The sequence below is a fragment of the Pseudarthrobacter sp. As-47 genome, from assembly GCF_058215595.1.
On the sequence record NZ_CM177088.1, the window covers coordinates 1,909,855 to 1,935,704 of the forward strand.

Here is a 25,850-nt window from a genome sequence, read left to right on the forward strand (position 1 = left end):
CTCCTGCGCGCGAACGACGCGCCAGCACCGGCTTTTCGCGGGTCGCAAAAAGCCCGCACAACCGGCCTCGGCGAGGCCACTTCCTGCCGGACCGCAAACGACACAACCTGTAATCAAAAGAGGATGAATGAACCTGCCACTTGCTGCTTGGGCCGCCGAAGGATACGTCTCGCTGACCAGAGCAACGCCGCCAACTCCAGGACCGGGCGTGGACGGACTCAGGCCAGGTCTGAGCGCAGACATGGTCACCCCAGGATTATTGGGGTTCGTCATGACGGCATTCATGGTCATCGCCGTCGTGACCCTCATGGTCTCCATGACGCGCCGGATCCGCCGCCTCCGCTACAGGGAGCAGCTCCGGGAAGACACCGCTACGCAGCCCGGTCAGGGGACACACCCGGCGACGAACCGCTGACCCCAGAGTACAAGTTTGTCTGAATACAGCGCAAGCTGTACTTTGGAGTCATGCAAACGCTCACGCAGGCGCCCGTGCTGGCCCGTTTTGGTTACGCGGTCTCAGACCCGACCCGCGCCAGGATTCTCCTGACCCTCTCCGAGGCCCCGGCCTACCCCTCAGGTCTTGCGGACGCCCTGGGCGTGACCCGGCAGAGCATGTCCAACCACCTGACGTGCCTGCGCGGCTGTGGCCTGGTCGTAGCCGTCCCGGACGGACGCCGGTCCCGGTACGAACTCGCCGATGCCCGGCTTGGGCACGCGATTAAGGACCTGCTCGGCGTTGTCCTGGCTGTCGATCCGTCCTGCTGCGCCCCGGACGGGGAGTGCTTCGCGTGACGGCGGTACTGCAGATTCCGAACCAGCAGCGGCGGGCTGTCCTGTCGCGGCGGATTCGGCTGTTCGCGGCAGCGACCATCATGTACAACGTCATCGAGGCGGTGGTGGCGCTCTGGGCCGGCAATGTGGCCGATTCCTCGGCGCTGATCGGGTTTGGGTTGGATTCGGTGATCGAGGTGACGTCCGCGTTGGCGCTGTCGTGGCAGTTCTCCGCCAAGGACCCCGAACGGCGTGAGCACCTGACCTTGCGGATCATCGCCATCTCCTTCTTCGCCCTCGCCGCGTTCGTGGCCGTGGACGCAGTCCGGTCCCTGACCGGTGGGGGTGAGGCCCAGCATTCGACTCCCGGCATCATCATCGCGGCCTTGAGCCTTGCGATCATGCCTGTCCTGTCCTGGGCGCAGCGCCGCGCGGGCCGGGAACTCGGGTCCCGCACCGCCGTCGCCGATTCGAAGCAGACACTGCTGTGCACCTACCTTTCAGCGGTTCTGCTGGTGGGCCTGGTCCTGAACAGCACCCTGGGCTGGTGGTGGGCCGACGCCGGAGCAGCCCTAGTCATCGCCGGCATCGCCGTCCGTGAAGGTATCAACGCCTGGCGCGGCGAAGCCTGCTGCGCCGTCCCCACTCACGGAGCCGGCCACGCTGAAGACGATGATGACTGCTGCGGGTCTGCTGCACCGGACGCGACCGACGAAGCGGACGCACAGCAGGGACTCCCGACCGCTGCCAAAATGGACGAGGCCGGGGCGTGCTGCGCGGGCTGCGGTTCGGACACCAAGCCCGCGCCCGTCACGATCACGCTCGGACCGGGACCAGCTAAGCGATGAACAGAATCCTTTGCTGGGGAGGGCGAGGATGAGCGGGCACGACCACGCCCACAGCGCCGCTGACGGGAGCAGCCAACGCGGAAAACTGATCATCGTCTTCGCCATCACCTTCGCCGTGATGATCGCCGAGATTATCGGCTCCCTCCTGACCGGAAGCCTTGCCCTGCTGGCCGACGCCGGCCACATGTTCACAGACTCTGCCGGCCTGCTGATCGCCCTGATCGCCGCGTCGCTGGCGCTCAAACCCGCCACCATGAAGCGCACCTGGGGTTACAAGCGGGCAGAAATCGTCGCCGCCGCCGGGCAGGCCGCCCTGCTCCTGGGCGTGGGCGGCTTCGTCATCATCGAAGGAATCCGCCGGCTCTTCGAACCCCCGGACGTCGGCGGGTCCACGATGCTCTGGTTCGGTATCATCGGCCTGGCCGGCAACGCCATCGGCCTGATCGTGCTCGCCTCGGGCCGGAAGCACAACTTCAACATGCGGGCAGCGTTCCTCGAAGTCCTCAACGACGCCCTCGGATCCGTAGCCGTCATCGTTGCCGCGGTCATCATCGCCCTCACCGGCTGGGTGCAGGCCGACGCCGTCGTGTCCTTGCTGATTGGGGCGCTGATCATTCCCCGGACCCTGAAGCTCCTCAGCGAAACTCTGAACGTGCTGATGGAGAACGCCCCGGCGGGCCTGGACCTGGCGGAGGTCCGTAAGCACATCCTGGCCCTGCCGCACGTCATCGACGTCCATGACCTGCACGCCTCCCTCGTCGCCTCCGGCACACCGGTCCTCTCCGCGCACGTCACGGTTGAAGATCCCTGCATGCGCGACGGCCACGCCGCAACGATCCTGGCCGACCTCCAGCGCTGCGTTGCAGAACATTTCGAAGTCAGCGTCGAACACTCAACTTTTCAGATAGAACCCGCCGCCCACCGCGACCAGGAAAGCATTCCCCACTAAATGACACCCGCAACAAAAGCCCCCGCTAAGCCCACTGATCCGGCACGGAAGGTCCGGATCGTCCTCTGGATCCTGCTCGCGGCAATCGTCGGCGCCGGTTTGATCTGGTACGCGGTGTTCACCGCCACCAAGCCCGAACCGGCCGCCGTGCAGCCGGTCGCAGAAGCCCAGATCGTCAGGGAAGACAGCCACCGCCTCACCACCCCCGCCACGGAGAAGGCCCAGCTCGTGGAGTTCCTGGACTTCGAGTGTGAGTCCTGCCGCGCCGCCGAGCCCCTGGTGCAGGAGCTGAAGAAGGAATACGGGGACCGGATTACCTTTGTTCACCGATACTTCCCCCTGCCCTCGCACAAGAACTCCGGCCAGGCTGCCCTGGCCGTGGAGGCCGCAGCCCAGCAGGGCAAGTACGAACAGATGGCCGCGAAGATGTTCGAAACCCAGCCGCAGTGGGGCGAGAAGCAGGACTTCGAGAACGCCCTGTTCCGTTCTTTCGCCGAAGAACTTGGACTGGACATGGAAAAGTACGACACGGCCATGGCCGCCGAAGAAACCAAGGAACGGATCCGCAAAGACATCGCCGACGGACAAGCCCTCGGCGTCACCGGCACCCCCACGTTCTTCCTCAACGGGCAAAAACTGACCATCAACAGCGAAGAACAGTTCCGCCAGCTGCTCGACGACGCCGTGAAGTAACCACCCCTTTTCGAACAGCAGGAGCAAAAAAATATGAGCAAACCCGCCCAGCATCCCGGAAAACTCCGACGGATCCGTCTCGTCCTCGCCCTCACGGCAGCAGCGATGACCCCCGCCCTGGCCGCCGCGCCGGCCCAGGCGCACGATGCACTTCAATCAACAACACCAGCCAGGGACAGCACCGTTACGACGGCGCCAGACGCCGTGTCCCTGACCCTCTCGGAAACTCCCACCGGCGGCGGGGAGATGAACTTCAGCGTCATCACCGTCACCGACAGCACGGGCACGACCCTCAGCGACGGCAAGGTCACCGTTACCGGGGCGGTCCTTTCGACCGCCGTGGCGAAGGGAAGCAATGGACCCTACAAGGTTCTGTGGCGCACGGTCTCCTCCGACGGGCACCCCATCGAAGGCAGCTACACCTTCACAGTCCAGGCCCCCGCCCAGGAGACAGCAGCCGCAATGCCTTCAACCGCTACGGCCGCGTCTTCTGCGCCAACTTCCGCCATTACCTCTGCTGCGGCCGCTCCGGCTCAGGCCGTTGACCCCGCCCCGCTGCCTGATAACAGCAACGGCCCGATCGTCCTGGTGATAGCGGCCGCGGTGCTGGTCATCGTCGGAGCAATTTTCGCTCTCTCCGAACGGGCCAGGCGACGCAATTCCGGCCGATTAGGACCAGAGAACAAGAAATGAGAACGTGCAGAACTAACGGGCAGTCCGTGTCGTTGATTTGGCTAGTACCGCCCGAGCGAAGCCGTGCATCAACCGCCAGACCAAGCTAGAGAGATCACAGGTCCTGGGCCTAAGCAAAATGGAGACAGATTACATGCGGCACCACCATTGCACCTTTCCAGGAGGTTTTTCGTGACGAGCGACAAGTCAGCGAAACAAGCACGGCAAGACGGCGCTGCCAAACTGGCATTGGTGAAGGCACAGCAGGCGCGGCAGGCCACGAGACGCAGGATCGCCGCCTTGATCGGTGCGCTCACGGCGGTCGGAGTCGTGGTTGGCCTGGTCCTGCTGGCACTGGCGAACGATCCGCCGCCGAAGGCCCGGGGGGATATTGAAGTTGCCGGCCTGCAGACCTTCAGCGGCCTCAGCGCGAACCATGTCAAGGACCCGGTCAGCTACCAGCAGGCTCCGCCGATTGGAGGGGACCATTCGCCGGTCTGGCTCAATTGCGGCGTCTACGGCCAACCGGTACCGAGCGAAAATGCTGTCCACGCACTGGAACACGGGGCCATCTGGGCAACGTACGACCCTGCCAAAATCACCGCTGCGCAGGCCGAAGCACTCCAGGGAGCGCTTCCTGACACCTATACCGTGCTCTCGCCTCTGGAAGGAACCCCCTCGCCCGTCATGCTCACAGCCTGGGGAGCGCAGGTCGGCGTTGACTCGCCAGAGGACGAGCGGATCGAACTTTTTGTCTCCAAATACTGGCAGTCACCGGATGCACCCGAGCCTGGAGCTGCTTGCACAGGGGGAATCGACGCCCCTGGGCGCAAGTGATGACGGCAAAACCTATCTTCTGGCGCACTACCGCCGCTGGTGCCGCGCTGGTGATGGCCTTGCTTGCCGGGTGGGCGGTTGGGCGCCTGTCCGCCCGGCCCGGCGTCCCAGGTGAAGGCAGCCCGGAGGCTGGGTTCGCCCGCGACATGCAGGTGCACCATCTTCAGGCTGTGGACATGAGCATGACCGTCCGGGACCGCACCGAGGACCCCGAGATAGGTCAGCTGGCGTACGATGTAGCCCGTTCCCAGCAGCAGCAGTCTGGACAGATGTATGGCTGGCTCTCGGTTTGGGGCCTGCCCCAGGCCGGATCCGAGCCGCCGATGGCGTGGGCCGGCAGCAGCCATGGCACTCACGGCGGAACGGGAACGAACGGGACCTCCGGCGTCACGCCGATGCCGGGAATGGCCACGCCCCAGGACCTGGCCAGACTCCGTCAGGCTGAGGGCACAGAAGCGGAAAGGCTCTATCTTGAGCTGATGATCGAGCACCACGATGCAGGCGTCGACATGGCAGAAGCAATCCTTGCACGCACCGATGATCAAGCGGTGACCTCCCTGGCCCGCTCCATTGCCACCGCCCAGCAGTCCGAGATCAAGTACATGGCAGAACTACTGGCAGTCCGCCGATAGGTCAGCGGATGGCTTTATGTGGGGAGGCTTGTGAAAAAGTGAAATATCCGACGCTAAGGTTTCGCCGGGCGTCGTAGGGGCCTGTATTTGCCTGGTTTGATGTGGTTGGCGCGTGGCCAGGTGTAGTCGCCGGTGAGGTTGATGTGTTCCCAGCCCAGGGGCGAGAGGAAACGTAGGAGGTTCGGGTCGATGTCACGGCCGTCGCTGCTCAGGGTGGTGATGGTGCGCTCGAGGTAGACGGTGTTCCAGATCACGATGGCGGCGGTGAGAAGGTTTAGTCCGCTGGCGCGGTAGCGTTGCTGTTCGAAGGAGCGGTCGCAAATCTCACCGAGCCGGTTGAAGAACACGGCGCGAGCGAGGGTGTTCCGGGCTTCGCCTTTGTTCAGGCCGGCGGTGACTTTGCGGCCCAGTCCGGGGTCCTGGAGCCAGTCCAGCAGGAAGAGGGTCCGTTCCGTTCTGCCCAGTTCCCGCAGGGCGAGGGCGAGCCCGTTCTGGCGGGGGTAGGCGCCGAGTTTGCGCATCATCAGGGACGCTGTCACGGTGCCGGTTTTGATGGACGTGGTAAGGCGAAGGATCTCGTCCCAATGCTGAGCGATCGTTGTGGTGTTGATGGTGCCGCCGATCAGCGGTGCCAGAGCTGTGAGTCCTGGGTCGTTGGTCGGGTGTAGAGGCGGGTGTCGCCGATATTGCGGATCCGTGGTGCGAACCTGTAGCCGAGAGGTGCATGAGGGCGAAGAGATGGTCGGTGAATCCGGCCGTGTCGGTGTAGTGCTCCTGGATTGCCAGGTCGGACTCATGATAGAGCAGCCCGTCCAGAACGTAGGTCGCGTCGCGGTCACCGACGTTGACGAGTTTGCTGTGGAAGGGCGAGTACTGGTCCGAAACGTGCGTGTAGATCAGCCGGCCGGGCTCGGTACCGTACTTCGGGTTCACATGCCCGGTGGATTCGGCTTTGCTGCCGGCACGGAAGCGCTGGCCATCGGAGGAAGAGGTGGTCCCGTCGCCCCATTGTGCGGCAAGGGGGTGGCCGTGTTGGGTGTTGACCAGTTCCGCCAGTGCGGCACTGTAGGTTTCGTCCCGGATGTACGAGGCCTGGTGGCGTCCAGCTGGGCGTAGGTGACGCCGGTGCAGGATTCGGCCATCTTGGTCAGTCCCAGATTGATCCCGTCGGCCAGGATCGCGGTGAGAAGCAGCTGTCTGTCCTTGGCTTGGGCGATGCTTTCGGCAAGGGATTCCCAGCCGATGGCTGTTTCGATCACGGCGAAGGGGTCTTCGCCGTTTTCCTTGGCCGCGAAGAGCGCGTCACCGAGCCTGGAGTGAAGGCGCATCATGGCTGTGACGGTGGAGCGGGAGGCCAGGGTGGCCTGGTTTTGTTTGTTCTGTGCTGTCCGGATGAGGCGTCCGATGATCCGGTCGTGCAGCTCGATGATTTCGTCGGTGACGGTTGCCATGCTTTCCACTACCATAGCGAAGAGGGTCGCGTACCGGCGTGTGGGTTCGAACCTGGCCAGATCCGCCGCGGTCATGGATGCACCCTCGCGGGCAAGCTTCAGCAGCCTGTTCCGGTGCACCCGCCGGCCCGCTGCCCAGGGGAGATCAAGGGCGCGCCAGGTGGTGAGTCGGTCGATGTGCTCGTTCATCGCCCGTGCGTTGGCGCGCAGGGGTGCCTGCCGCAGCCAGCCGATTTCAGTCGATGAACTTTCAGGGCGGGGGAGAAGCAACCCGTCCAGGCGTTCCGGTGCTCGAGGGAGAGGTGACCGCCCAGGGTGGCGTAAATGTTTCGGTTGGCCCTGGTCAGGGCCTGGGCGCTGGCCCGTTCAATGACGCTGAGGCCAGGCATAGCGACCTTTTTTGCCTGTAGGAAGTCCCTCGCGGCCTCGACCAGGAGCAGGCCTTTGTCTGTTTGCGCGGCCACGCCGACCACATGCTCGACGAGCTGGCGGAAGTCTGCTATTCCGAACGCTGACATGCCCAGATACGCGCGGATCTCTCTTCCGTGCTCCTGCCGCGTTTCCTCGCGGGTTCCATACTCGTCCCAGGCCGCGGAGGAAACGGCCAGATGGGAAGCAAGCCAGGAAATAACCTCGACGGGCACGTGGGTGTCTTCGGCCAGAGCGATTCCCGGGTGGCGCAGCAGACACAGCTGGACTGCAAAGCCCAGCCGGTTCGCGTCTCCGCGCCGCTGGCGGATCAGTGACAGATCCTCTTCCCTGAGTGCGTAATGGGATGCGATGTCCTCAGCTTCCGTGGGCACTGCAAGGATCTGGCTGCGCTCGGCAGCTGTGAGCAAAGAACGCAGCGCCACGTCAGAAGCCCTTATCTGCCATGCCGGCATTCCCGCGGGACATGCTGCCGTTCTGTTGTGACATGGAATGCGCGTTGTTCATGGTTTCGTGAGGTGGCGGTAGATTGTGGGTCGGGTGACTCCGAACTCCTCGGCGATGTGCTGGACGGTGTGGGCCCGCTTCCCGTCGGCGTCTTTCTCCTCATACATTTCGCGGGCCAGCTTGACTTGGCGAGGTCCGAGTTTTGGTTTCTGCCCGCCGGTCCGGCCCCGCGCACGGGCGGCGGCGAGGCCATCGCGGGTACGTTCGGACATCAGGGCGTGTTCGAACTCGGCGATCGAGCCGAGGATCTGGAAAAACATCCGCCCGATGGCGGTGGACGTGTCGATGCCTTGGTCCAGGACGACCAGGTCAACACCACGCACCTGCAGCGTGTTGGATAAATCGATGAGGTTTTCCAACGATCGCCCGAGCCGGTCAAGTTTGGTGACGACGACCTGATCACCTGCCCGGTTGGCCGAGAGTAACGCTTTGTCGAGTTCGGGTCTGCGGGCAAGTTTTCCGGAGGCTGTGTCAATGAAGATCTGCTCACAGCCGGCCGCTGTCAGGGCGTCGTGCTGGGCCTCGGGGTGTTGGTCATGGGTTGAAACCCGTCCGTATCCGATTCGCATTCCCAAAACGTATCAGTAACCCTGCTGGACGTTACATAGAAGAGTACACGTGAACCTTTACGGATGAGGCCCCGTTCTGGCGCACTTCCTGGACCGAGACTCGTAGTGTCTTGCGAACGAGCGTTTCCAATACTCATGAAGCACGACTTCCTCCCGGCGCGCAGCCGGGCTTGCTCTTTCCGGCGGTTGCCTGTCCGGCCGTTGGGGTTTCCCCTGGCCCAGACGGTCCCGGAGGAATAGGAGGTTTTTGGGTGCAGGAACCCGGGCGAACACATGCGGCGGCTGCTAATGTGACGTCCGGGCACCGACTGTCCGCCCGGGTTGGCCGTTGGAATGTCGGAGGCGTCGTCCTGCAGGTGCCCGGTGACCCTCATTGGAACAACGTAGAAAGCGAGAAGCCCCATGCCTGTTCACAGCTTTCCGGAACCGCATGCCTCGGGGATGTCCGGGCGCCTGAACGCGCTGCGGGCTGCCGTGCTGGGCGCTAATGATGGGATCTTGTCGATGGCCGGCCTGGTGATCGGGGTCGCTGGTGCGACGACGCTCGTGCAGCCGGTATTCATCGCGGGAGTGGCGGGTTTGACCGCGGGTGCCGTTTCCATGGCTCTGGGTGAGTATGTGTCGGTGAGTAGCCAGCGGGACAGCGAACGGGACCTTATCGTTAAAGAGCGGCGCGAACTGGCAGATGACCCCGAAGGGGAACTGCAGGAACTGGCCGGGCTCTATGAAAAACAGGGCCTCAGCAGCGCCACCGCCGCCGCCGTCGCCCGGGAACTGACGGCTGCGGATCCCCTGAAAGCGCACCTGCGGTTGGAGCTTGGGATTGACGAGGAAGAGCTGACCAATCCCTGGCATGCGGCGGGTTCGTCAGCGGCGGCGTTTCTTCTGGGAGGTGCGTTGCCGGTCCTCGCGATCTTGCTCTCGCCCGTTTCGGTGCGGGTTTGGATCACGTACGTGATCGTGCTCGCTGCACTGGCACTCACCGGGGCCCTGGGGGCCAGAATTGGCGGAGGTTCCATCCGGCGGGCCGCAGCGCGGGTGCTGCTCGGGGGAGCCGTGGGTCTGATGATCACGTACGGCATCGGGCTGCTTTTTGGTGCGACCGTGCTTTAGTCAGTGGTCTTCCGTAGCTCCCATCCCGGCGGGGCATCTCCGGAACGGAGCAGCTTCTGCGGGTTCCGGGGCCCTGCCGCGGCTATGGCCGTGTTTCGACTGCGGCCGGGGGAATGGCCCGGTCCCTGCCCGGTGATTGATCTGGTTTAGTGGACGAGTCCGGATACGAGGTTGATGGTGGTGGCCAGGACGATGGCGCCGAGGAGGTAGGACAGCAGGGCCTGGCGCAGGACGGTGGAGCGGATCGCGTCGGTGTTCAGGTTGGTGTCGGAGACCTGAAAGGTCATTCCTACGGTGAACGCAAGGTATGCGAAGTCCCGGTAGTGCGGTGCGCTGTCTTCGTTAAAGTCGATCCCGTTCCTGTCCCGGTAGTAGATGGCGGCGTAGCGCAGCGTGAAGAGGGTCTGGACCAGGAACCAGGACAGGGCAACACTTCCGAGCGCCAGGGCGATCACGGCGGCTTTGCTGCCGCCCTGCAGGGTGGAGGCATCGAGCAGGATCAGTACGACTCCGGTGAAGCTGCCCATGGTCGCGGCCAGGACCAGAACGTCGGAGATCCCCCGTCCGGGGTCTTCACGCTGGGCGTGAGCGGCGGTTGCCGCCGGGTCCCTGCGCCCGATGATCGCCCACACCCATAGCAGGTACGTGGCGGACGCGGCAGCCCAGCCGGCCGCGGGCGCGTAGTCTGGCGGGCCGCTGAGAGCGGCGAGGAGTGCTGCCACGGCCCCGGCGACCGTCATGGCCGTGACCCGGAGCCACGATCGGTGGAGGACAGATCCAAACCCCTCACGGGCCTCGACAGCGTTACCGGCAGTGTTCATAGGACCATGGTCGCAGGCCGGCAACCGCCCGGGCCGGTGGATGCGCCGTTTTCCCGCGGTGCCGGGTTCCGCGTACCCCGCCGTCCGAAGACACGGGGTACGCGGCCAAGCGGTCGTCTATTTGATGTAGGAGAAGACCCCCATCATGCCGCGTTCGGCGTGGTAGGCGTTATGGCAGTGGGTGAGCCATTGACCGGGGTTGTCGGCGTCGAATTCGACGCTCACTGTTTGTTTTGGACGGACGATGACGGTGTCTTTGCGCGCGCCGCCGCCGGCGAGCTGGAACGTGTGGCCGTGCAGGTGCATGGGGTGCCACATGGTGGTGTCGTTGATGAAGTCCACCCGGACCCGTTCATTGACCTTGAGATCGAACGCACCGTCGTAAGGGTTGTTCATGTCGAACCGGCGGTTGTTGATACCCCAGTCATACTTCGCCATGCTGCCGGTCAGATGGACTTGATGGAACCGGTCAACCGCTTTCGGCGCCAGAATGACGGAAGGGTCTGCTTTGAGCATGCCGCCGTCAACGACGGTGCCGCCCAGGGTTGAGGGGAGGGCGGTTGCCGGCGGCGGTGTACCCGTGCCGGTGCTGATCAGGCCGTAGGTCATCCCGGGTTTGCCTTCGGGCAGGGCCAGGACAGGGGTGAAGCCCTCCTTCACGTTCAGGATCGCGTCGATCCGTTCCCCCATGCCCAGGACGACGGCGTCCACGTCCTGGTGTACAACCGGGAACCCGTCCGTGTGGGTGAGGGTGATTTTCTGCCCGGGCACGCCTACACGGTAGGCGGTATCAGCGGCTGCGTTGATGATCCGCAACCGGATCCGGCTGCCCGGTTTGCTGGGAAACATTTCCGGCCCGGCCGCGGCCTTGCCGTTGAACAGGTGGTACGGGTAGGAGACGTCGCCCGCGTCACCGCCCAGGAAGTCACTGCGCGCCCCCATCAACATGTATTTCATGCCCGGCATCGAGGACCCTGACCCGCCCATGTCCATGCCCGGCATCGAGGACCCGGATCCGGCGCCCATATCCATCCCGGGCATCGAATGGGCCGGTGCTGGTGTGCTCATGGACCCCATGCCCATGGAAAGTTCCTTCAGGACATCGTCGGGGGTGCCCGTGACCCCGTCCATCCAGTCATCGAGGATGATCACCCATTCCTGGTCATAGGAGAGTGTTTCTTTGGGGTCGGCGATGATGAGGGCCCCATAAAGTCCGCGTTCGCGCTGCATTTCCACGTGCGAGTGGTACCAGTACGTTCCCGGGTGCGGAAGAACGAAACTGTGCTCCGATCCGGAACCGGGCGCGAGGGCGTGCTGGGTGAGGCCCGGGACCCCGTCCTGGTCATTGCGCAGCGCCAGGCCGTGCCAGTGCACGGAGGTCCCCTGGCTGAGTTTGTTCGTCAGCGGCACCGTGAGCTTGTCTCCGGCGGTTGCCCTGATAACCGGCCCGTTCAGGGCATTGTCATACCCCCAGGTCCGGACAGGCTGGCCGGCGATCACGACGTCGGCTTCGGCCGCGGTGAGCTTTGTGGTGACGGTCTTGCCCGTGACGGCGCGGCGTGCTTCGAAGTCCGCGATCATCGGGTCACCGGGCATGATCCGGGCCACCGCGGAAGGCCCTGCGGCCGGGTTGGACGTGCAGGCCGCGAGGGCCGCCATCGCGGCGGCTGCGATCCCGGTGCCGAGCACGGTACGGCGGGAAGGAAGGGAATATGCGTTTTTCATTCTTTGGTGTCCTTGATCGGTATCCGCACAAAGCGGAAAGTCTCAAATAGTCGAAAAGTCTCAAAAGCTGGGGTGACAGTAAACGCTGCAGCGGGCGGGAGAGAGGGACCCTGCAGCCGGGCCGTCGACGGGCATTGCGGCGCAGCCTGCCCGGGACACGGGACAAGAACATCCGGTGGCGACGGTTCTGCGCCACGTTTCCGGCAGGTGCGCCGGGTTTACTCCAGGCCCCGGCCCTCCGAGGATGGGGAGGAAACCGGCACGTTACCGGCCCGAGGCCGTCCCGGTGGAGGCGGCATGTCGGGGCCCTGCGGAACCTCCCTGCGGGCATCCGTGGGGCCGTGCCCGGGCCGGGTTTACGTGCGGCTGATGGACAGTTCCGTCAGGGACGGTGCAGCCCGCCGGTGGCCTTCCGGGGCCAGACACTGAACCACTGAAGCGCTCATGATGGCCGCACCGTTGGCGGCAAGTTTCATGGCAGGGAGGACTGGTTGAGGGGCTGCAGCACCGGACTGCGGGGTGCACGCCCGGTGCTGGGCGGTCATCATGCACTGCGCCTGGCAACCCTGCGATTGATTGCCGGCCGGAAGCGAGATCTCCTTGATGGGCGCCCCGGCGGGGGTAACCCACCCGCCCGAGGCCACCCCGGCGGCAGCGGAAAGGCCGACCGGGGAGTGTGACGCGGTGTGGTGCGGAGCTAAGGCGATGTGGCCTGCCGTCGGGGCATGCATACCCAAAACCCCGAGTACCAGACCAGCGAGTACCAGGAAAGCCAGAATGAGGGCACGCGCGGCACTATCGGCCGGGAGAAGTGAGGGGTGCTTGACCGCTGTCCTCACGTCTCTCCTCTCACCGCATCGCCCTGCTCAGGGTCGTTTCCTGCACAGTATTCTAACCAACGTCCGGGCCGGGTCAGTCGCCGCTGGTTTCCCCGGCGTCGCGCTGCGGGCTGTCGGCGCCGACCGGGGCGGGTGCGGACACGGTCGAAGATACCGGCGCCGGTGCCGGGGCTGCGGTTGCGGGTCCACTCCCTGCGACGGCGGTCCCGGCAACCAATGCGATTCCGGCCAGGGTGCTGAACAGGACAGCTGTGCGGGTTCGGGTTGCAGACATTGCCGGTATCCGTCCTACTAAGTCGGTGCCCCGTCCGGGTGGGGGGCCCGGACGGGGCGGGCGCTTCAACGACGCCTGCCACCAATTATCCGGACCTCCGCTAAGTGGTTGCTGAGAGTCCGCAGTGCACCGGCAGGGAACCTGCAGACGGCAGCACCGGGCCCGGGAGACGGTCCAGCGGCCTTCGGGGCTGCCTGTGCGGGATCCTGCGGAGGGCGGCCAGCCGGCCCGCCGGTGGCGGCGGACGTACCGGTCAAGGGCGCGTGGGGCTTTTCCGGCCCCGGGGCGTTGGCCGCGCCGTTGCCTTCCCGTTCAAGGTGGGAGGGCGGGGCGCGTGAATGGGGCGGTGCGCGGAGCCCTGCAGGGGGTTGCCGTTAGGGCGTAGGTGTCGGGGAAGGAGCCGGCTTTGTGGTGTCGGGGGTTTGGGCCGGGTCCGGCCGGATCGGGAAATAGGGTGCGTATTCGGTGAAGGTCGGGTTCAGGACGGGGCCCGGGATGGTTTTGTGTGGTCGTGGCTGCGTTGATTTTGACCTGGACCGTCGCGCCGGGTCAGCGCCGGTCCGGGCAAATGTGACCGGGGCCGTCTCGAGTGTCAGTTGCGCGCGGCCTTGGGCCTGTACCGGGATGGTTACCGTCTCCCCCGATGCCAGGCCCAGGTGCGTATGTCGCCGCAGAGCCTGCCGCCTTTCCCTGGGGATGCTTCCGGGTCGGCGCGGTAAGATCACCGGAACCGCAGGTGCGTGGGGGGTGGGCGCCGGGAGGAAAGGCTGTGTGTTGTGGGTCAGATTGTGGACAGTATCCTGAACATCAGCCCGGTGCTGGCGGCGCTGCTGGTTTTCGTCCTGGTTTTCGCTGAAGACGCTTTCTTCCTTGGATTTGTGATCCCGGGTGAGACGGCGGCCATTCTGGGCGGGGTTCTGGCCAGCCACGGACGGCTTCCTCTGTGGCTGGTGATCGTTCTGGTCGTGACGGCGGCGATCACCGGCGACACGGTGGGGTATGAGGTAGGGCGGTTCTTCGGACCCCGCATCATGGGCCTTCGCCTTGTCGCCAAGAAAGGACAGCAGGTGGCCAAGGCCCAGGATTTGTTGCGCCGCCGGGGCGGCGCGGCAGTCTTCGTAGGGCGTTTCACAGCATTTTTCCGTGCTGTCATGCCTGCCTTGGCCGGCATGGCGCGCATGCCTTACCTGCGGTTTGTGGCATTTAACGCCGCGGGCGGGCTGGTGTGGGGTACCGGTTGTGTTCTGCTGGGGTTCCTGGCAGGGAACTCGTATCAGAGCATTGCCCGGACAGCCGGGCAGGGAGCGGCCGTCCTCACCGTCGCGGTTGTCCTTGCCGGGCTGCTGCTCTGGCACCTGGGCAGGCGCCGCAGCGCCAAAGCGGACCCGGACGCGGGCAACTGAGACCCGCCTTGCCACCGCCTTCGGCCAGGGCACCGTGGAGCGGCGCCCGGGCCTCCGGGCGGAGTGGCGGGTTCTGCGTCAGGCGTTCCGGTTCCGCCAGTACAGTGCCCTGGCAGGGCAGTACCGGACGGCCAGCTCCGCGTCGGCGGTTTTGGGAATGGGACCGTCGAGGATGGGGTAGCCCCATTCGTCGAGGGTGATGTGTTCGGGCAGCAAGGTGGCGCAGACCCCGTGCCCGGTACAGGCAATCCGGTCTACGGCCAGGACCGGGAGTGCCGAACCGGGCCGGGGGGTGCGGGGAGAAAAGCTCATGACTGACCGCTTTCTTCCTGGCCCGGGCAGGATCCTGCGGCGTGCGCTTGGAGGTGGGCGCTGAAGACCTCCAGCGCGGAGGCGGTGAACGCTGCGACCCCATCGGGGAAATGGCAGGCCCCGCGGCCGGCAAGCAGCCCCAGGCGCTCCTGCAGCGCGGCGCGCGCTGCAGGGCCTGCGGTGCCTGCGGCGAGGTCAGCGAACCCGGCAGCTGCTGCGGGGAGCCCGAACATGCAGGGCCCGCATTGGCCGGCTGATTCCCCGGCAGCGTAGGTGAGCATGCCCGCGACCGTAGCGGCCGGGCAATGTGAGGGACCCAGCAGGTGCATGACCCCCGGGCCCGGGGCCGCGCCCACGGCGGCCAGTGAGTCGGCGGTGTAGTGCAGGGAGGGTATCCGGGATGCTGCAATCCAGGTGCCGCCGAGTCCGCCGATGTTCAGCGCCGGGGCACCGGGGAGCGGGCCCCCGGCCAGGGAGAGTATTTGGCTCAGGGATGGTCCGGTTTCGGTTTCGTAGACACCCGGTGCCCGGACCGCGCCGTTGAGCGCGACCAGCCGCGGGCCCGGGTCCTCCGGGGTGCCGAAGGACCGGAACCAGGCCGGCCCGAATGCCTCGATCTGGGCGATCCGCAGGAGTGTTTCGGCGTTCAGGACCAGGACCGGGCGGGTTTTTTTCCCCTCCGGGGTGCGGCCCCCCTGGACCAGGCGGGCGCGTTTGGTCATCGGTCGGGCCAGGCCGCCGTGGAGCAGGGAAACCAGGGCACTGGCCTCGGAAGCGACATACCGGGCAGGTACCGGCAGCACCGGAACACCGGCCGCCCGCAGGTGTCCTTCGGTCTCCGACCCGGCATGGGCCGCATACGTTACCGGCTTCAGGCCCGTCAGTGCGGCCCCGTCCAGGACCTCGGCGAGGTAGTGCCGGATGACATAGGCGTCTTTAGCGGCACCGATTTCCCCGTCGCAGGCATTCACGACCAGCTCCGTCCGGTTTTCCAGCGCTGCGGTGAGTTTCACCGCAGTGCTGAACGCCGAACCGCTCCGGCCGGTCAGGCCGGCCTCATGCAGCGCCGGCAGCAGGTTCAGCGCCATGGCTGTTGTCCAATCTCATCACGGCGGGTCTCATCGGGTTGCCGGCCGGTCAGCCGGTACACCATCGCGGCAGCACCTGCGGCCAGGCACGCCACGCCCACCGCCCGGAGGATCCAGGCGCTCCCGGTGCCCATGGTGATGCCGTGGACTATTGCCGCCGGCCACAGCACGTAGCTCAGCGCATGGACCCGCGCCCACCAACGCTCAGGGATGCGGTGGCGCAGCACCGAGGTTACGGTCACCGCGAGCAGCAGGTCGAAAGCGACCGTGCCCAGCCCGATCCAGGCCCGTTCGTAGCCGGAGGTGAACGGCGCCACGACCGATACCCAGCCAATGTCGACGTAACCTTCCAAGACGGCAGTGACGATATGGACCAGCACAAAAAGCATCATTCCCAGTGCCAGGTTCCGGTGGAGTCCGGTCACGACCGTGGTGCCGATCCCTGCCGGCCGGCGACGCCCGGAAGTCACAACACCGAGAATGAACGTCACGGTCAGCAGCACCGAGGCCGTGACACCGCTCGCCCGGGAAACGAACCAGAAAACCTCGCTGACCGCCGGGCTCACAGGGCCCGGGCCGGGTCGTGCGAGGCAGGCCAGTTCCCGGTCCTCACGGTCGAACCGTCCATGGCGTGCAGGCTGGCATCGATGCCGTGGGCCCGCAGCCAGGAAGGCGCCTGAGCGCCCAGGACAATGGCGGCGGTCGAGGCGGCGTTGGCTTCCAGGGCGGTCGCGCCCAGGCAGGTCACTTCGGCCCAGACCCGCTCCGCCGGAGCGCCGGTGCGCGGGTCGATGATGTGATGGGCGGTCCCGGAACCGCTGGCCCACGCCCGGTCCCTGGTTGAGGACGTCGCCACAGCCTGGTCCGTGATCGTGATGACCTGATCGGTGCGGCCGCCGCCGTGCCCGACACGTACCAGCCAGCCGGCCTCCGGCGGTGGGCCTGCTACGGCAATGTCCCCGCCAAGGTCCACCAGGAAACCGCCCGGCAGGGTCTCACCCAGCAGAGCCGCGATCCGGTCAGCGGCGTAGGCTTTGGCGCTGGAGCCAAAGTCCAGCACCGTGCCGGCCGGCATCACCAACAACCGCACATCGGGCGTGTAGTTGATCTGCCGCCAGCCCGGCGCCGGTGCCGGATCACCGGGCACCGTCCAGGCGGCCCTGTCTTTGACCACTGCCATATCGTCATCGTAACCGGCTCTGAGCAGGGCCGCTCCGACTGTCGGGTCGACCAGACCGCCGGTGAGGGCCGCGGCGTCCAGGGAGGCTTGAAGCACCTCACCGAGCAGGGGGCTAAGAACCAAAGCCACCGGGGCCCGGGACGAACGTGCAGTGATCGCCGCCACTTCCGAATCGGCCCGGAACCGCGAGGCGACGGCATCCAGGCGCTCAAGCCAGTCCCGGGCCGTGCGCACAGCATCGTCCAGGGCGGATGGGTCTGTCGCGTGCACGCCGACGGTGGTGCCGATCGCATCAAACCCGGCGGCCGGGAATGCTGCCACGCTCAGGAGGCTCTGGTCGCTGTTTGCGGTACGGCGCCGGCCGGGGCGTTCTGCGCGGCCTGGACTTTCCCGAACGTCCCTGCCGCGGCGGGCGCCGGTGCCTGCTGCACCGCCGCCGCCACCTGACCGGTGGTGGACTGGTGCTGCACCGTCGCCAGGCCTGCACCGACACCAGCAGTCGCAAGCCCCGCGAGCACCATCCCTGTCACCGTCCAGCGCCGTACCGCGCCCAACGCCCGAACCCGTGAATTCACTACCGCCGTCATCGCATCTCCTTCCGATACCATCAAGGCTCCCACATGCCCAATAAGAGATACCTGAGATAAACCTGTGTACCGTCTGTGAGGGATTCCGGCCCGCCCGAAGTTTTCGGGGAAGCGATTGGCTATTCCAGCACCCCACCACGCACAAACCGACCGACGCTAACGGCACTAACCGGCGCTACACCATCATCAATGCCGCGACCGTCCGATTCCAACGGGCGGGGGCATTAACCCGCGGCAAATCCGCGCCCCAGCCAGTTGCAGTTCCTTAGCGTCGGATATTCGACGAATTCACAAGTCACCCCTATGTGTGCGTCATGGCGCACGTGGGCCTGGCGTCACGGATTGGATTGCGGAAATGCCCATCACCAGCAATGTAGCTTGGGACGAACAACTCCGGGCTTCAAGGGCAGGGACACAGCCCAATACATCGAGACGGTCAAGGCCACAGCCAGCCGTTGCGCTGTCTGCCGGCGATCTCTTGGCTTCGGAGCGGCCTTGTCCCTGATGGTATTCATCACCGAAGGCTGTGATTTGGAGGGCATATCGTCCCTGACCTTCGATCCTGCCGTCTGTCATCTGCAGTGTCAGGCACCCGGGCTGAGTGCGCGCGAGGCGGTGGAGGTGGTGGAAGACGTCACCTCCGTTGGTGCGCGAATGGTTCTGAGCGGGGGCGGGTTGGGAAAGACCGACATAGCCGTGCTGGCCTACACCCTGATGCCGAATGTTGTTGTTGGCGAACCGCGTGGGGAGATGACGTCGGCGCTGGTCTCGGTCCTGCTCAAACACGGATTCGAGATGTCTTTCAGCGCCAGCTATAGCGAAATCCTGCAGTAGGCTGTCCCCTGCCCGGAACACCTGCACCTGCATCGTGGCCGATGGTGAAGTGGTTTAACTCCATGTTGATGGACTCCTGATGTGTTCCCAGCAACTGAACAGAAGGAACCGCAATGACGCCGCCTGGCTGGAAGCTGCCTGCGCCGGGCGCGTCCTGGTCATCAGCGGCGACAACCTGACCGATACTGGCCTGGAGCTGACAGCAGCAGCCCGCCTCGGCACACTGGTCACCGGAATCGTCCCGGCGTTCTGGAAGCCAGCGGTGACCATGACATGACTAAGCCCACGGAACATGAACAAGCAGGAAACAGGCCTGTTGGGTTGGATGTTGCCGCCCCGGGAAGGGGACGCAAGTACTTCGCTGCAGCGCCGGAAAATGGGTAAGCACGTGGCCCGGCCACAATACCTGTTGGCGGAACCGCCATGGGAGGTGCCTGAGGACAAGCCCTGCCGTTGTTAGGGCCCGGTGATCTGCCTAATTAGGCGGCCAGAGATCCGCCGTTGACTGCCCTGAGGATTTAGACGGGCAACCGGAATAATTTTGCAGCCGCGAAGCCTTGGAAGCGGCTGGCACTTTGATGTCCAGTCTGGGGATGTACCTTTCCCGCGCAGCGCTGGCTGTGCTGATAGGGATGGCGTTCGTGTTTCTTAGGATAGGAGGCCCGCTCGAATGGCTTGGCCGCGCGGCCAACAAGTAGGACGAGGAGAGCCGGACCTGTCCACCAAAAAAGAATCCGTGGCACCATTTTCTCTCCCGCCGCTGCCGCCATCGGTCTGGGATAACGAATTTGTAACTTATGCGAACCGTCGTTAGTCTTGGTATGCATACCCCTACCGGTATGCATGGGCCGCTACGCCAAACCCCGCCGGCGGCCGATGACCATGACCTTCTCAAGGCGGGCGCGGAGGATCCACTTACGGCGCGCGAGAGCGCACCTTGGGGTGAAGCTACTTGGCGGCTGCGTTAGCGCGCGTCCCCAGCAGCCGGACAGTCCACTCGTCCGAATCCGACAGCTAACTTCGCCGGCGCCGAGAGGACCACTATCTTGTCTGCCCAGCCCAGACACGGCCGTCGCCGTGCCCTTCCTGCTCCCGGGCCGCGCCGCCGACTCCGTCTCCATGACGCTGCCGTTCTGCTCCGCAGCCAAAAGTGGGGTGTTTCAGCCGCCGTCACGGGAATGATTGCCCTGACTGCCCTTTCGGCCGCGCAGGCCGACTCGGGTGCTCGCGCCGAGGTTCCGGGCCAGATCACCACATCCGCGATTCCTGACTTTGAGGCTGCAGTATCTGCAGCGCCGAGCGCGGTCTTGACCTTTGACCGCCCGGCAGTTACGTCCCAGCCCGCCCCAACTCCTGCACCGGCAGCACCGGTGGAGGCCGCCGGAACGGTTGCGGCACCGGCCCCTGTGGCACCGGCGGCTAAGGCCGCCCCGAGCGCGCAGTCCAAGGGCCTGAGAGCCCCACTGGCCGCCATGAACGTGAGCTCGCCTTTCGGATTTCGTGTCAGCCCCATTACGGGAGCTGCAGGGGAACTGCATACCGGCATCGACCTGACAGGAGCATGCTCGACGGCGGTGTCCGCTGCCGGTGGAGGGAAAGTCGTGGAGGCAGGCTGGAGCCCGTATGGCGGCGGCAACCGGATCGTTGTGGACCACGGCAACGGGTTGAAGACCACCTATAACCACCTGGCCAGCATTGGTGTTTCTGTTGGGCAAACAGTCGCGCAGGGCCAACAGATTGCGGGCGTTGGTACGACCGGGGCGTCAACTGGCTGCCATCTTCATTTCGAGGTCATGGTGAACGGAACGACCGTCAATCCCTCCGCCTACATCTGATAGCGGACCGGACTTCCTGCTTCGAATCCGTCGGATCGCAGTTGTTTTGATGAAAAGCAGACCCGCACTGTCAGCAACCTTCCGAACACCGGACCCTGTTGTGTAGGGTCAGGGCGCTCCCTGGCTTCCTCGGAGGTGGGGACTGTCTTTCGCGCGCTTCGTACAGGTTCTGGGACCAGTCAAATTCGGCGGCCGCGTCCTGCTGCAGTCCCTCGTCAAAGAGTCTTCGGCCGCGGACCGAGGGCCCGCTTACAAGTCGTAGCGGTCAGCGGTCCTAACAGCCTGAAGTTCGGCATTCACTCCGGTCACGTACTATAAGTGCATACACGCGCACTTTTGCATTCAAGGTGTCGGGCCGGATGTTGTCTGTTCTGAGGAATGTCACGTACGGGCGGCTGTTCGTGGCGCAGATCGTGGCGCTGATCGGCACGGGCCTGCTGACGGTGGCTTTGGGGCTGCTGGCGTATGACCTGGCAGGCAGCAATGCCGGGGCCGTTCTCGGTACGGCGTTGACTATCAAGATGCTGGCCTACGTGGGCCTCGCCCCGGTAATCAACGCCCTGGTGGCGCGGTGGCCAAAGAAGCGGGTCCTGATCGGGGCGGATCTGATCCGGGCAGGAATGGCGTTGTGCCTGCCCTTCATCACCGATGTCTGGCAGATCTACGTGGTGATCTTCCTGCTTCAGTCAGCCTCTGCGACGTTCACCCCGGCGTTCCAGTCCCTTATCCCCACGATCCTCACCGACGAGCGGGATTACACCCGGGCCCTGTCGCTGTCCCGGCTGGCCTACGACATGGAAGCGCTCGTCAGCCCGGCCGCGGCGGCGCTGCTGCTGACCGTGCTCAGCTACAACAACCTGTTCCTCGGCACCGTCGCCGGATTCCTGTTCTCTGCCTTTATGGTGGCAATCACTGTCCTGCCGAAGGTTCAGGCCACCGCAGCTCCGCAGACCTCGCTGTGGCACCGGACCACCTTGGGCACGCGGATCTTTTGGCGCAACCGGCGGCTGCGGTCCCTGCTTGCCCTGAACCTGGTGGTTGCCGCCCCGACGGCGCTGGTACTGGTGAACACCGTTGTTTACGTCCGGGACGTTCTGCAACGGCCGGACACGGATCTTGCTCTGGCGCTGGCCTGTTTCGGTGTGGGTTCCATGATCGTGGCGTTGTCAGCCCCACGGGTTCTGGACCGGTTCGGGGACCGGGCGATGATGCTCACCGGCGCCGCGGTCATTCCGTTTGTCCTGGCCGGAGCGGCCGCGCTGACCCTGGCCGGCGTCCCGGGGACGGGGTGGTGGCTGCTGCTGGGCCTGTGGTTCCTGCTCGGCGCGGCCAACGCGACGATCCTTACACCGGCGGCGCGGCTGCTGCGTGATGCCTCCACCGAGGACACCCGGCCTTACGTGTTCACGGCCCAGTTCTCCCTCTCCCATGCCTGCTACATCCTGACGTATCCGCTGGCTGGTTGGGTCGGCGCGGTCGCCGGTTTGGGCTGGGCTGCGGTGGCGCTGACAATTATTGCGATGATAGGCAGTGCAGGAGCATTCGCCTCCTGGCCCCGGCATGACACCGCAGCAGCCATGGAAGCGGCGGGAAAGGAGCAGAGCGTTGAGCAGCCAGCCCCACGGCACACCCCGCCCCGCCCCTGACACCCCTTCCCTGGTCCACCCGGTAACCCCCGGGCCGGAGCTGCTCGAAACCGCCGCAGGGACGCTGCGGATGCTCGCCGAACCGACCCGCCTGCACCTGCTCTGGCAACTCTCCCAAGGCCCCAGAAGCGTCACCGAGCTCACCGCCGCAGCCAACGTTCCCCGGACGGTAGTCAGTCAGCACCTGGCCAAACTCCGTCTCAGCGGGCTGGTGGACACCCGGAAAGACGGCCGACACGTCATCTACTCCCTCCATGACGGACACCTGGTACGGCTCATCCGCGAAACCTTCAACCATGCCGATCACCGCATCACCGGTGAGCCCGCCCACGGCTGACCAGTAGCTTGCCGGTGAACGTCCAGCCGCAACATGCCACGCCACTCGCCGTAGGGCTGTGGCGTTTCCTGCGCGCTGGTGTGGTCACCGCCTTGGTTGGCTATCACCGTCCCCATCTTTGGGACAGCCTCACGGCGGAAATCGTTGTCGGCTTCGTCGCGGGTCAGAATTGGGGGAAGGGCGTTAGTGAGCGCCAGCGTGGGCAATGGCTAACTTCCCAACCGCACTCAGCCGGTTCCCGCTGCTGCCTGCTGAAGAGACACTGTACGGAGAAGCGCTGTGCGCCCGCCTGAAGTAACGTCGTACTATGACAGCGCTTCAGCCGAGGTCTCCTGTGACTAAACCGATTGCGACCGAATCAGTCCGAGCGGCGGAATCAGTAGACCCCGCGCGGGGCGCGCTGAAGGCACGCGGGCGTCCGTTGTGGAAAACGGTCAGCGCTGATCTGCTGGACGCGGTCCTGGGTGGGGCGTTTGATTCAGGCTTTCCCGGTGAGCTGGAGTTGGCGCAGCGATACAAGGTCAGCCGGGGAACTATCAGGGCTGCGTTGAAGCCATTGCGGGATGCGGGGCACATCACCGCACATCCCGGTCAGAGACCGACGGTAGTGGCCGGCAGCAGCACGGCCTATGGGCCGATTTACAGCGTTTTAGCCTCCATCCGTGAGTCAGGAATGAAGCACAGCAGCGTGGTGCTGGAGCAGCATAACGTTCAGGACCCGGCGGTGGCGGCACGACTTTCGTTGGGTGAACAGGCGGAGCTTTTTCACCTATCAAGAGTGCGTCTGGCCGACGGGGAGCCTATCGGACTGGACCAGGTCTGGCTCCCTGCCGAGGTGGCTGGGGAGCTGGTCAATGTGGATTTCACAGACACCGCTTTGTATGGCGAACTGGACCGCCGCTGCGGCATCGTACTCGATGGCGGCACTGAGCAGCTCACCGCCGTCGCAGCGAGCCCTGCGCAGGCCGGTCATCTTGGATGTGCGGAAGGCACCCCGCTCTTGCTCATCGAGCGGACCGGATGTTACCGGGCCCGGACGCTGGAGTTCAGGCGCAGCTATGTGCTGGGGGAAAGGTTCGCTATTTCGACGGCGTTCGGGTGCAAGGCGGTTCCGGGCAGCCGTGACTAGCACGGACGCGGGACGGCCGGGTGGGGTGAAACGGCGCCGGCAAGGCAGCGGGACAGTGCGCCGGTATCCTGCTTACCCTTCAGCCGGGGTAGCGGCCGCTGTCTGTGGCTGCGGGACGGGGCACCGATCCTCGGATGTGGCGCGTTTAAGGAAGGCCCAAAGTAACAAGCTGATGGAACCGACGGCCAGCAGCGGTTGGAGGGGCTCGAAGTATTGCACCGCACCGGAGCTTCCCAGGGCCAGGAGTACCAGCTTGTTGCAGACAGGGCATCCGACGGCGAAGAACGAGACGATGGTGCCGGCTGCTCCTAACCGCTCTTTGCCTTCGGCGGCCGGGGCCGGGATGCGGGCCACGTAGGTAGCAACGACCAGCCCCGTCAGGGCCGCTGTAATTCCCAGAACCGGGAAGGACCACCAGGTGGGAGGGATCTCGCGGCTGAACAGGGGAGTGTCGATGAGTTCGGTGGGTACTGCGATCACCAGATAGGTGAGGGCTGCGGCTGCGGCTGCGGCCTGCCAGCGGCGGCCGGGCCACTGGGCCAGAGCTGATTTCAACGACACTCGCGCGCTCATCGGTTCTCCTCGTTCTTTGCTGCTTCTGACGTCGCCTCAGCATCGCTGCCGGCGGGACGGTCGTTCCGCTGGTTCTTGAAGTACAGGGCGGCAGCGACTGCCAGTATGGCCGCGGCCAGGAGCGCGAAGACGGTGTTCGGAACACCGGAAGCTGCTCCGCTGACGGTGGATTCGAGCTGGAATTGGTCGGTGACGGTGAGCACTCCGCCAAGCCCTGCGGTGCCGTCTGTGACCAGCAGCAGGACCCCGATGCCGATGGAGAGGGCACCGGAGATGATCATGACCCAGGAGTTGGACCACCGGCCGATGGTTACCGGCGGTGGCCGCAACCAGCGGCGGCCCGGAATGCCGAGCCTGTCCCACAGCAGGGACAGCGCAAACAGGGGCAGTGCCATCCCGAGCGCGTAGACCGCCAGGAGGATCCCGCCGTACAGGGCGTTACCGCCCACTGCCGCCACGGTCAGAATGGAACCAAGAATCGGTCCCGTGCATACCCCGGCGATGCCATAGACAGCGCCGAGTGCGAAGACTGAAAGACGGGATGAACCGGTCCGGGCGTTGTTACGGAGGAGTGACGGCATCCGGAGTCCGGCGACCTGGGCCAGGCCCAGTGCGATCACGAGTCCGGCGCCTGAGGCGATGAGGATGCCGCGGTGCTGGGTCACGAGAGACCCGAGCGTTCCGGCGAAGACCCCCAGCGGCACCAGGGTGGAGAGCAGGCCCAGATAGAAGAGGGCGGTCCGCGCGACGAGCCGGGTCCTGGTGGAGAATGCGTAGGCGAAGAAGGCCGGCAGCAGCAGGGCCGAGCAGGGGCTCAACAGGGTGAGGATGCCCCCCAAAAACGCGCCCGCGTATCCGATAACCATTACTGGGATTCGGCCTTTTTAAGCGCGGCGTCAATGGCCTTTTCGAAGGTTGCCAAGGGCTGCGCACCGATCAGGGGTGTCTCATTGACCAGGAAGGTGGGTGTTCCGGTGGCGCCCAGGGATGCCGCTTCCTGTGCATCCTTGGCAACGGCCTGCTGCAGTTCCTCGGAGTCCAGGTCGGCTTCGAACTGCGTCAGGTCCGGTACGCCGGACTCTTTTGCGATCTGCACCAGACGCTCCCGCGAAAGATCGGCATGTCCGCGTTCGGGGGCGATGGCGAAAGCTGCCTTGTTGAACTCCCAGAACTTGCCTTGGTTCCCGGCTGCGCGGCCGGCCACGGCAGCCATAGTGGACTGATCGCCGAAGACCGGCAGGTCACGCCACTCGACGCGCAGGTCACCGCTCTTGACGTATTTTTTCACCAATGGCGGCAGGGTATCGCGGGAGAACAGCCCGCAGAACGGGCAGCGGTAGTCTGCATACTCGACCAGCACCACCGGGGCGTCGACCGGGCCGAGTGCTGTCGGATCGTCCGCTGTCCTGCGGGACATATCCAGCGGCGTGCTTTCGGATCCTGCGGATCCCTGCGGCGCGGCTCCGGAGCCGCTGGCCCCCTGGGACGCCCCTCCCTGATACGCGAAAATTCCCACCAGCAGGATCAGGACGGCCACCGCGAGGGCGGAAACAACTATGGTCCAGGGTCGGTGGCGGGAAGTGCCGGTGGGGGTGGGCGATGGCATGCTGGCTCCTGAGACTGGCAAAAAATACTAAATGTTTATACATTTTGTCTTATTGACGGTACGGGCCCGGCCATCGGCGTGTAAAGTCCGGATCCGGACTGTGGGGTGCGCCTGGAAAATTTCGGCTCAGTTGTCAGGCGGTGTGAGGCGGTGCCTGGCGGCCAGTGTGCGGCCGCCAGGCACCGCGGAC

At 65.1% G+C, this 25,850-nt stretch carries 29 protein-coding genes, 1 pseudogene and 1 riboswitch; of the genes and pseudogenes, 16 read left to right on the forward strand and 14 right to left on the reverse strand.

The genetic code is table 11. The features are described from left to right. Window positions 1-271 precede the first annotated feature (271 nt). From AC4BCK_RS08780 to AC4BCK_RS08815, 8 genes are all read left to right on the forward strand, one after another. On the forward strand, window positions 272-415 hold the full coding sequence (locus tag AC4BCK_RS08780; RefSeq protein WP_330189283.1) for a hypothetical protein: 144 nt from the start codon (window positions 272-274) through the stop codon (window positions 413-415). A gap of 50 nt (window positions 416-465) precedes the next feature. Then, window positions 466-792 (forward strand): ArsR/SmtB family transcription factor, encoded by a 327-nt coding sequence (locus AC4BCK_RS08785; RefSeq protein ID WP_306971034.1) that lies wholly within the window; start codon window positions 466-468, stop codon window positions 790-792. Next, on the forward strand, window positions 789-1,619 hold the full coding sequence (locus AC4BCK_RS08790; RefSeq protein WP_306971035.1) for a cation diffusion facilitator family transporter: 831 nt from the start codon (window positions 789-791) through the stop codon (window positions 1,617-1,619). The genes AC4BCK_RS08785 and AC4BCK_RS08790 overlap by 4 nt, the downstream gene beginning before the upstream one ends. A gap of 28 nt (window positions 1,620-1,647) precedes the next feature. Further along, window positions 1,648-2,568, forward strand: coding sequence for a cation diffusion facilitator family transporter (locus AC4BCK_RS08795; RefSeq protein WP_306971036.1), 921 nt, complete (start codon window positions 1,648-1,650; stop codon window positions 2,566-2,568). Next, window positions 2,569-3,261, forward strand: a complete 693-nt coding sequence (locus AC4BCK_RS08800) for a DsbA family protein (RefSeq protein WP_306971037.1) — start codon at window positions 2,569-2,571, stop codon at window positions 3,259-3,261. Between the two features lie 33 nt (window positions 3,262-3,294). Beyond that, window positions 3,295-3,954, forward strand: a complete 660-nt coding sequence (locus AC4BCK_RS08805; RefSeq protein ID WP_330189284.1) for a copper resistance CopC family protein — start codon at window positions 3,295-3,297, stop codon at window positions 3,952-3,954. Between the two features lie 171 nt (window positions 3,955-4,125). Beyond that, window positions 4,126-4,770, forward strand: a complete 645-nt coding sequence (locus tag AC4BCK_RS08810) for a thioredoxin-like domain-containing protein (RefSeq protein WP_306971039.1) — start codon at window positions 4,126-4,128, stop codon at window positions 4,768-4,770. Next, complete coding sequence (locus AC4BCK_RS08815; protein ID WP_306971040.1) at window positions 4,770-5,402, forward strand: DUF305 domain-containing protein; 633 nt, start codon at window positions 4,770-4,772, stop codon at window positions 5,400-5,402. The genes AC4BCK_RS08810 and AC4BCK_RS08815 overlap by 1 nt, the downstream gene beginning before the upstream one ends. A 53-nt stretch (window positions 5,403-5,455) precedes the next feature. Here AC4BCK_RS08815 and AC4BCK_RS08820 read toward each other — a convergent pair. Together AC4BCK_RS08820 and AC4BCK_RS08825 are read right to left on the reverse strand one after the other, a co-directional pair. Then, window positions 5,456-7,707 (reverse strand): annotated as a pseudogene (locus tag AC4BCK_RS08820) (Tn3 family transposase). A 78-nt stretch (window positions 7,708-7,785) separates the two neighbouring features. Further along, window positions 7,786-8,358 carry a recombinase family protein gene (locus tag AC4BCK_RS08825; RefSeq protein WP_306971041.1) on the reverse strand — a complete coding sequence of 191 codons (573 nt, stop codon included), beginning with the start codon at window positions 8,356-8,358 and terminating at the stop codon, window positions 7,786-7,788. A gap of 402 nt (window positions 8,359-8,760) precedes the next feature. Between AC4BCK_RS08825 and AC4BCK_RS08830 the strand changes: the two genes are divergently transcribed. Next, the gene (locus AC4BCK_RS08830; RefSeq protein WP_306971042.1) at window positions 8,761-9,471 is read left to right on the forward strand and encodes a VIT1/CCC1 transporter family protein; all 711 of its coding nucleotides are present in this window, start codon (window positions 8,761-8,763) and stop codon (window positions 9,469-9,471) included. A gap of 146 nt (window positions 9,472-9,617) precedes the next feature. Here AC4BCK_RS08830 and AC4BCK_RS08835 read toward each other — a convergent pair whose 3' ends face one another. The 4 genes from AC4BCK_RS08835 to AC4BCK_RS08850 form a co-directional block, all read right to left on the reverse strand. Beyond that, window positions 9,618-10,292, reverse strand: coding sequence for a DUF1345 domain-containing protein (locus AC4BCK_RS08835; RefSeq protein WP_306971043.1), 675 nt, complete (start codon window positions 10,290-10,292; stop codon window positions 9,618-9,620). A 117-nt stretch (window positions 10,293-10,409) separates the two neighbouring features. After that, window positions 10,410-12,017 (reverse strand): multicopper oxidase family protein, encoded by a 1,608-nt coding sequence (locus AC4BCK_RS08840; protein WP_306971044.1) that lies wholly within the window; start codon window positions 12,015-12,017, stop codon window positions 10,410-10,412. A gap of 356 nt (window positions 12,018-12,373) precedes the next feature. Continuing rightward, window positions 12,374-12,748: a hypothetical protein gene (locus AC4BCK_RS08845; protein ID WP_330189296.1), complete on the reverse strand. Its 375-nt coding sequence runs from the start codon at window positions 12,746-12,748 to the stop codon at window positions 12,374-12,376. A gap of 181 nt (window positions 12,749-12,929) precedes the next feature. Beyond that, window positions 12,930-13,130 (reverse strand): hypothetical protein, encoded by a 201-nt coding sequence (locus AC4BCK_RS08850; protein ID WP_306971046.1) that lies wholly within the window; start codon window positions 13,128-13,130, stop codon window positions 12,930-12,932. A 776-nt stretch (window positions 13,131-13,906) separates the two neighbouring features. On the opposite strand from AC4BCK_RS08850, the gene AC4BCK_RS08855 reads away from it, so the two are divergent. Next, window positions 13,907-14,533, forward strand: coding sequence for a DedA family protein (locus AC4BCK_RS08855; protein WP_306971047.1), 627 nt, complete (start codon window positions 13,907-13,909; stop codon window positions 14,531-14,533). A gap of 78 nt (window positions 14,534-14,611) precedes the next feature. On the opposite strand, the gene AC4BCK_RS08860 is transcribed toward AC4BCK_RS08855, so the two are convergent. Genes AC4BCK_RS08860 through AC4BCK_RS08880 form a run of 5 tightly spaced genes read right to left on the reverse strand, consistent with a single transcriptional unit; the run spans window position 14,612 to window position 17,700 of the window. Further along, complete coding sequence (locus tag AC4BCK_RS08860) at window positions 14,612-14,845, reverse strand: ferredoxin (protein ID WP_306971048.1); 234 nt, start codon at window positions 14,843-14,845, stop codon at window positions 14,612-14,614. Continuing rightward, complete coding sequence (locus AC4BCK_RS08865) at window positions 14,842-15,933, reverse strand: NADH-ubiquinone oxidoreductase-F iron-sulfur binding region domain-containing protein (RefSeq protein ID WP_306971049.1); 1,092 nt, start codon at window positions 15,931-15,933, stop codon at window positions 14,842-14,844. The genes AC4BCK_RS08860 and AC4BCK_RS08865 overlap by 4 nt, the downstream gene beginning before the upstream one ends. Then, window positions 15,924-16,499 (reverse strand): ferric reductase-like transmembrane domain-containing protein, encoded by a 576-nt coding sequence (locus AC4BCK_RS08870; RefSeq protein ID WP_306971050.1) that lies wholly within the window; start codon window positions 16,497-16,499, stop codon window positions 15,924-15,926. The genes AC4BCK_RS08865 and AC4BCK_RS08870 overlap by 10 nt, the downstream gene beginning before the upstream one ends. Further along, window positions 16,496-17,434: an FAD:protein FMN transferase gene (locus AC4BCK_RS08875; protein WP_306971051.1), complete on the reverse strand. Its 939-nt coding sequence runs from the start codon at window positions 17,432-17,434 to the stop codon at window positions 16,496-16,498. The genes AC4BCK_RS08870 and AC4BCK_RS08875 overlap by 4 nt, the downstream gene beginning before the upstream one ends. 2 nt (window positions 17,435-17,436) lie before the next feature. After that, window positions 17,437-17,700, reverse strand: a complete 264-nt coding sequence (locus tag AC4BCK_RS08880; RefSeq protein WP_306971052.1) for a hypothetical protein — start codon at window positions 17,698-17,700, stop codon at window positions 17,437-17,439. A 378-nt stretch (window positions 17,701-18,078) separates the two neighbouring features. Between AC4BCK_RS08880 and AC4BCK_RS08885 the strand changes: the two genes are divergently transcribed. The 6 genes from AC4BCK_RS08885 to AC4BCK_RS08910 all read left to right on the forward strand — a co-directional run bounded on the left by AC4BCK_RS08885 (window position 18,079) and on the right by AC4BCK_RS08910 (window position 23,481). Next, a complete protein-coding gene (locus tag AC4BCK_RS08885) occupies window positions 18,079-18,534 on the forward strand; it encodes a hypothetical protein (RefSeq protein ID WP_306971053.1) in 456 nt (151 codons plus the stop codon). A 79-nt stretch (window positions 18,535-18,613) separates the two neighbouring features. After that, window positions 18,614-18,811: a hypothetical protein gene (locus tag AC4BCK_RS08890; RefSeq protein ID WP_306971054.1), complete on the forward strand. Its 198-nt coding sequence runs from the start codon at window positions 18,614-18,616 to the stop codon at window positions 18,809-18,811. A 577-nt stretch (window positions 18,812-19,388) separates the two neighbouring features. Continuing rightward, window positions 19,389-19,575: riboswitch (cyclic di-AMP (ydaO/yuaA leader) on the forward strand. A gap of 431 nt (window positions 19,576-20,006) precedes the next feature. Then, on the forward strand, window positions 20,007-20,369 hold the full coding sequence (locus AC4BCK_RS08895; RefSeq protein WP_490566839.1) for a M23 family metallopeptidase: 363 nt from the start codon (window positions 20,007-20,009) through the stop codon (window positions 20,367-20,369). Window positions 20,370-20,728: 359 nt separating this feature from the next. Continuing rightward, window positions 20,729-22,015, forward strand: coding sequence for an MFS transporter (locus tag AC4BCK_RS08900; protein WP_306971056.1), 1,287 nt, complete (start codon window positions 20,729-20,731; stop codon window positions 22,013-22,015). Continuing rightward, the gene (locus tag AC4BCK_RS08905) at window positions 21,975-22,352 is read left to right on the forward strand and encodes an ArsR/SmtB family transcription factor (protein WP_306971057.1); all 378 of its coding nucleotides are present in this window, start codon (window positions 21,975-21,977) and stop codon (window positions 22,350-22,352) included. The genes AC4BCK_RS08900 and AC4BCK_RS08905 overlap by 41 nt, the downstream gene beginning before the upstream one ends. A 334-nt stretch (window positions 22,353-22,686) precedes the next feature. Beyond that, window positions 22,687-23,481, forward strand: a complete 795-nt coding sequence (locus tag AC4BCK_RS08910) for a GntR family transcriptional regulator (protein WP_306971058.1) — start codon at window positions 22,687-22,689, stop codon at window positions 23,479-23,481. A 72-nt stretch (window positions 23,482-23,553) separates the two neighbouring features. Here the strand turns inward: AC4BCK_RS08910 and AC4BCK_RS08915 are convergent, their stop codons facing one another. From AC4BCK_RS08915 to AC4BCK_RS08925, 3 genes are read right to left on the reverse strand one after another with little or no spacing between them, the layout of a single operon-like run. After that, window positions 23,554-24,054, reverse strand: coding sequence for a hypothetical protein (locus AC4BCK_RS08915; RefSeq protein ID WP_306971059.1), 501 nt, complete (start codon window positions 24,052-24,054; stop codon window positions 23,554-23,556). After that, window positions 24,051-24,920 (reverse strand): cytochrome c biogenesis CcdA family protein, encoded by an 870-nt coding sequence (locus AC4BCK_RS08920; RefSeq protein ID WP_306971060.1) that lies wholly within the window; start codon window positions 24,918-24,920, stop codon window positions 24,051-24,053. The genes AC4BCK_RS08915 and AC4BCK_RS08920 overlap by 4 nt, the downstream gene beginning before the upstream one ends. Further along, the gene (locus tag AC4BCK_RS08925) at window positions 24,920-25,660 is read right to left on the reverse strand and encodes a DsbA family protein (RefSeq protein WP_306971061.1); all 741 of its coding nucleotides are present in this window, start codon (window positions 25,658-25,660) and stop codon (window positions 24,920-24,922) included. The genes AC4BCK_RS08920 and AC4BCK_RS08925 overlap by 1 nt, the downstream gene beginning before the upstream one ends. Window positions 25,661-25,850 lie beyond the last annotated feature (190 nt).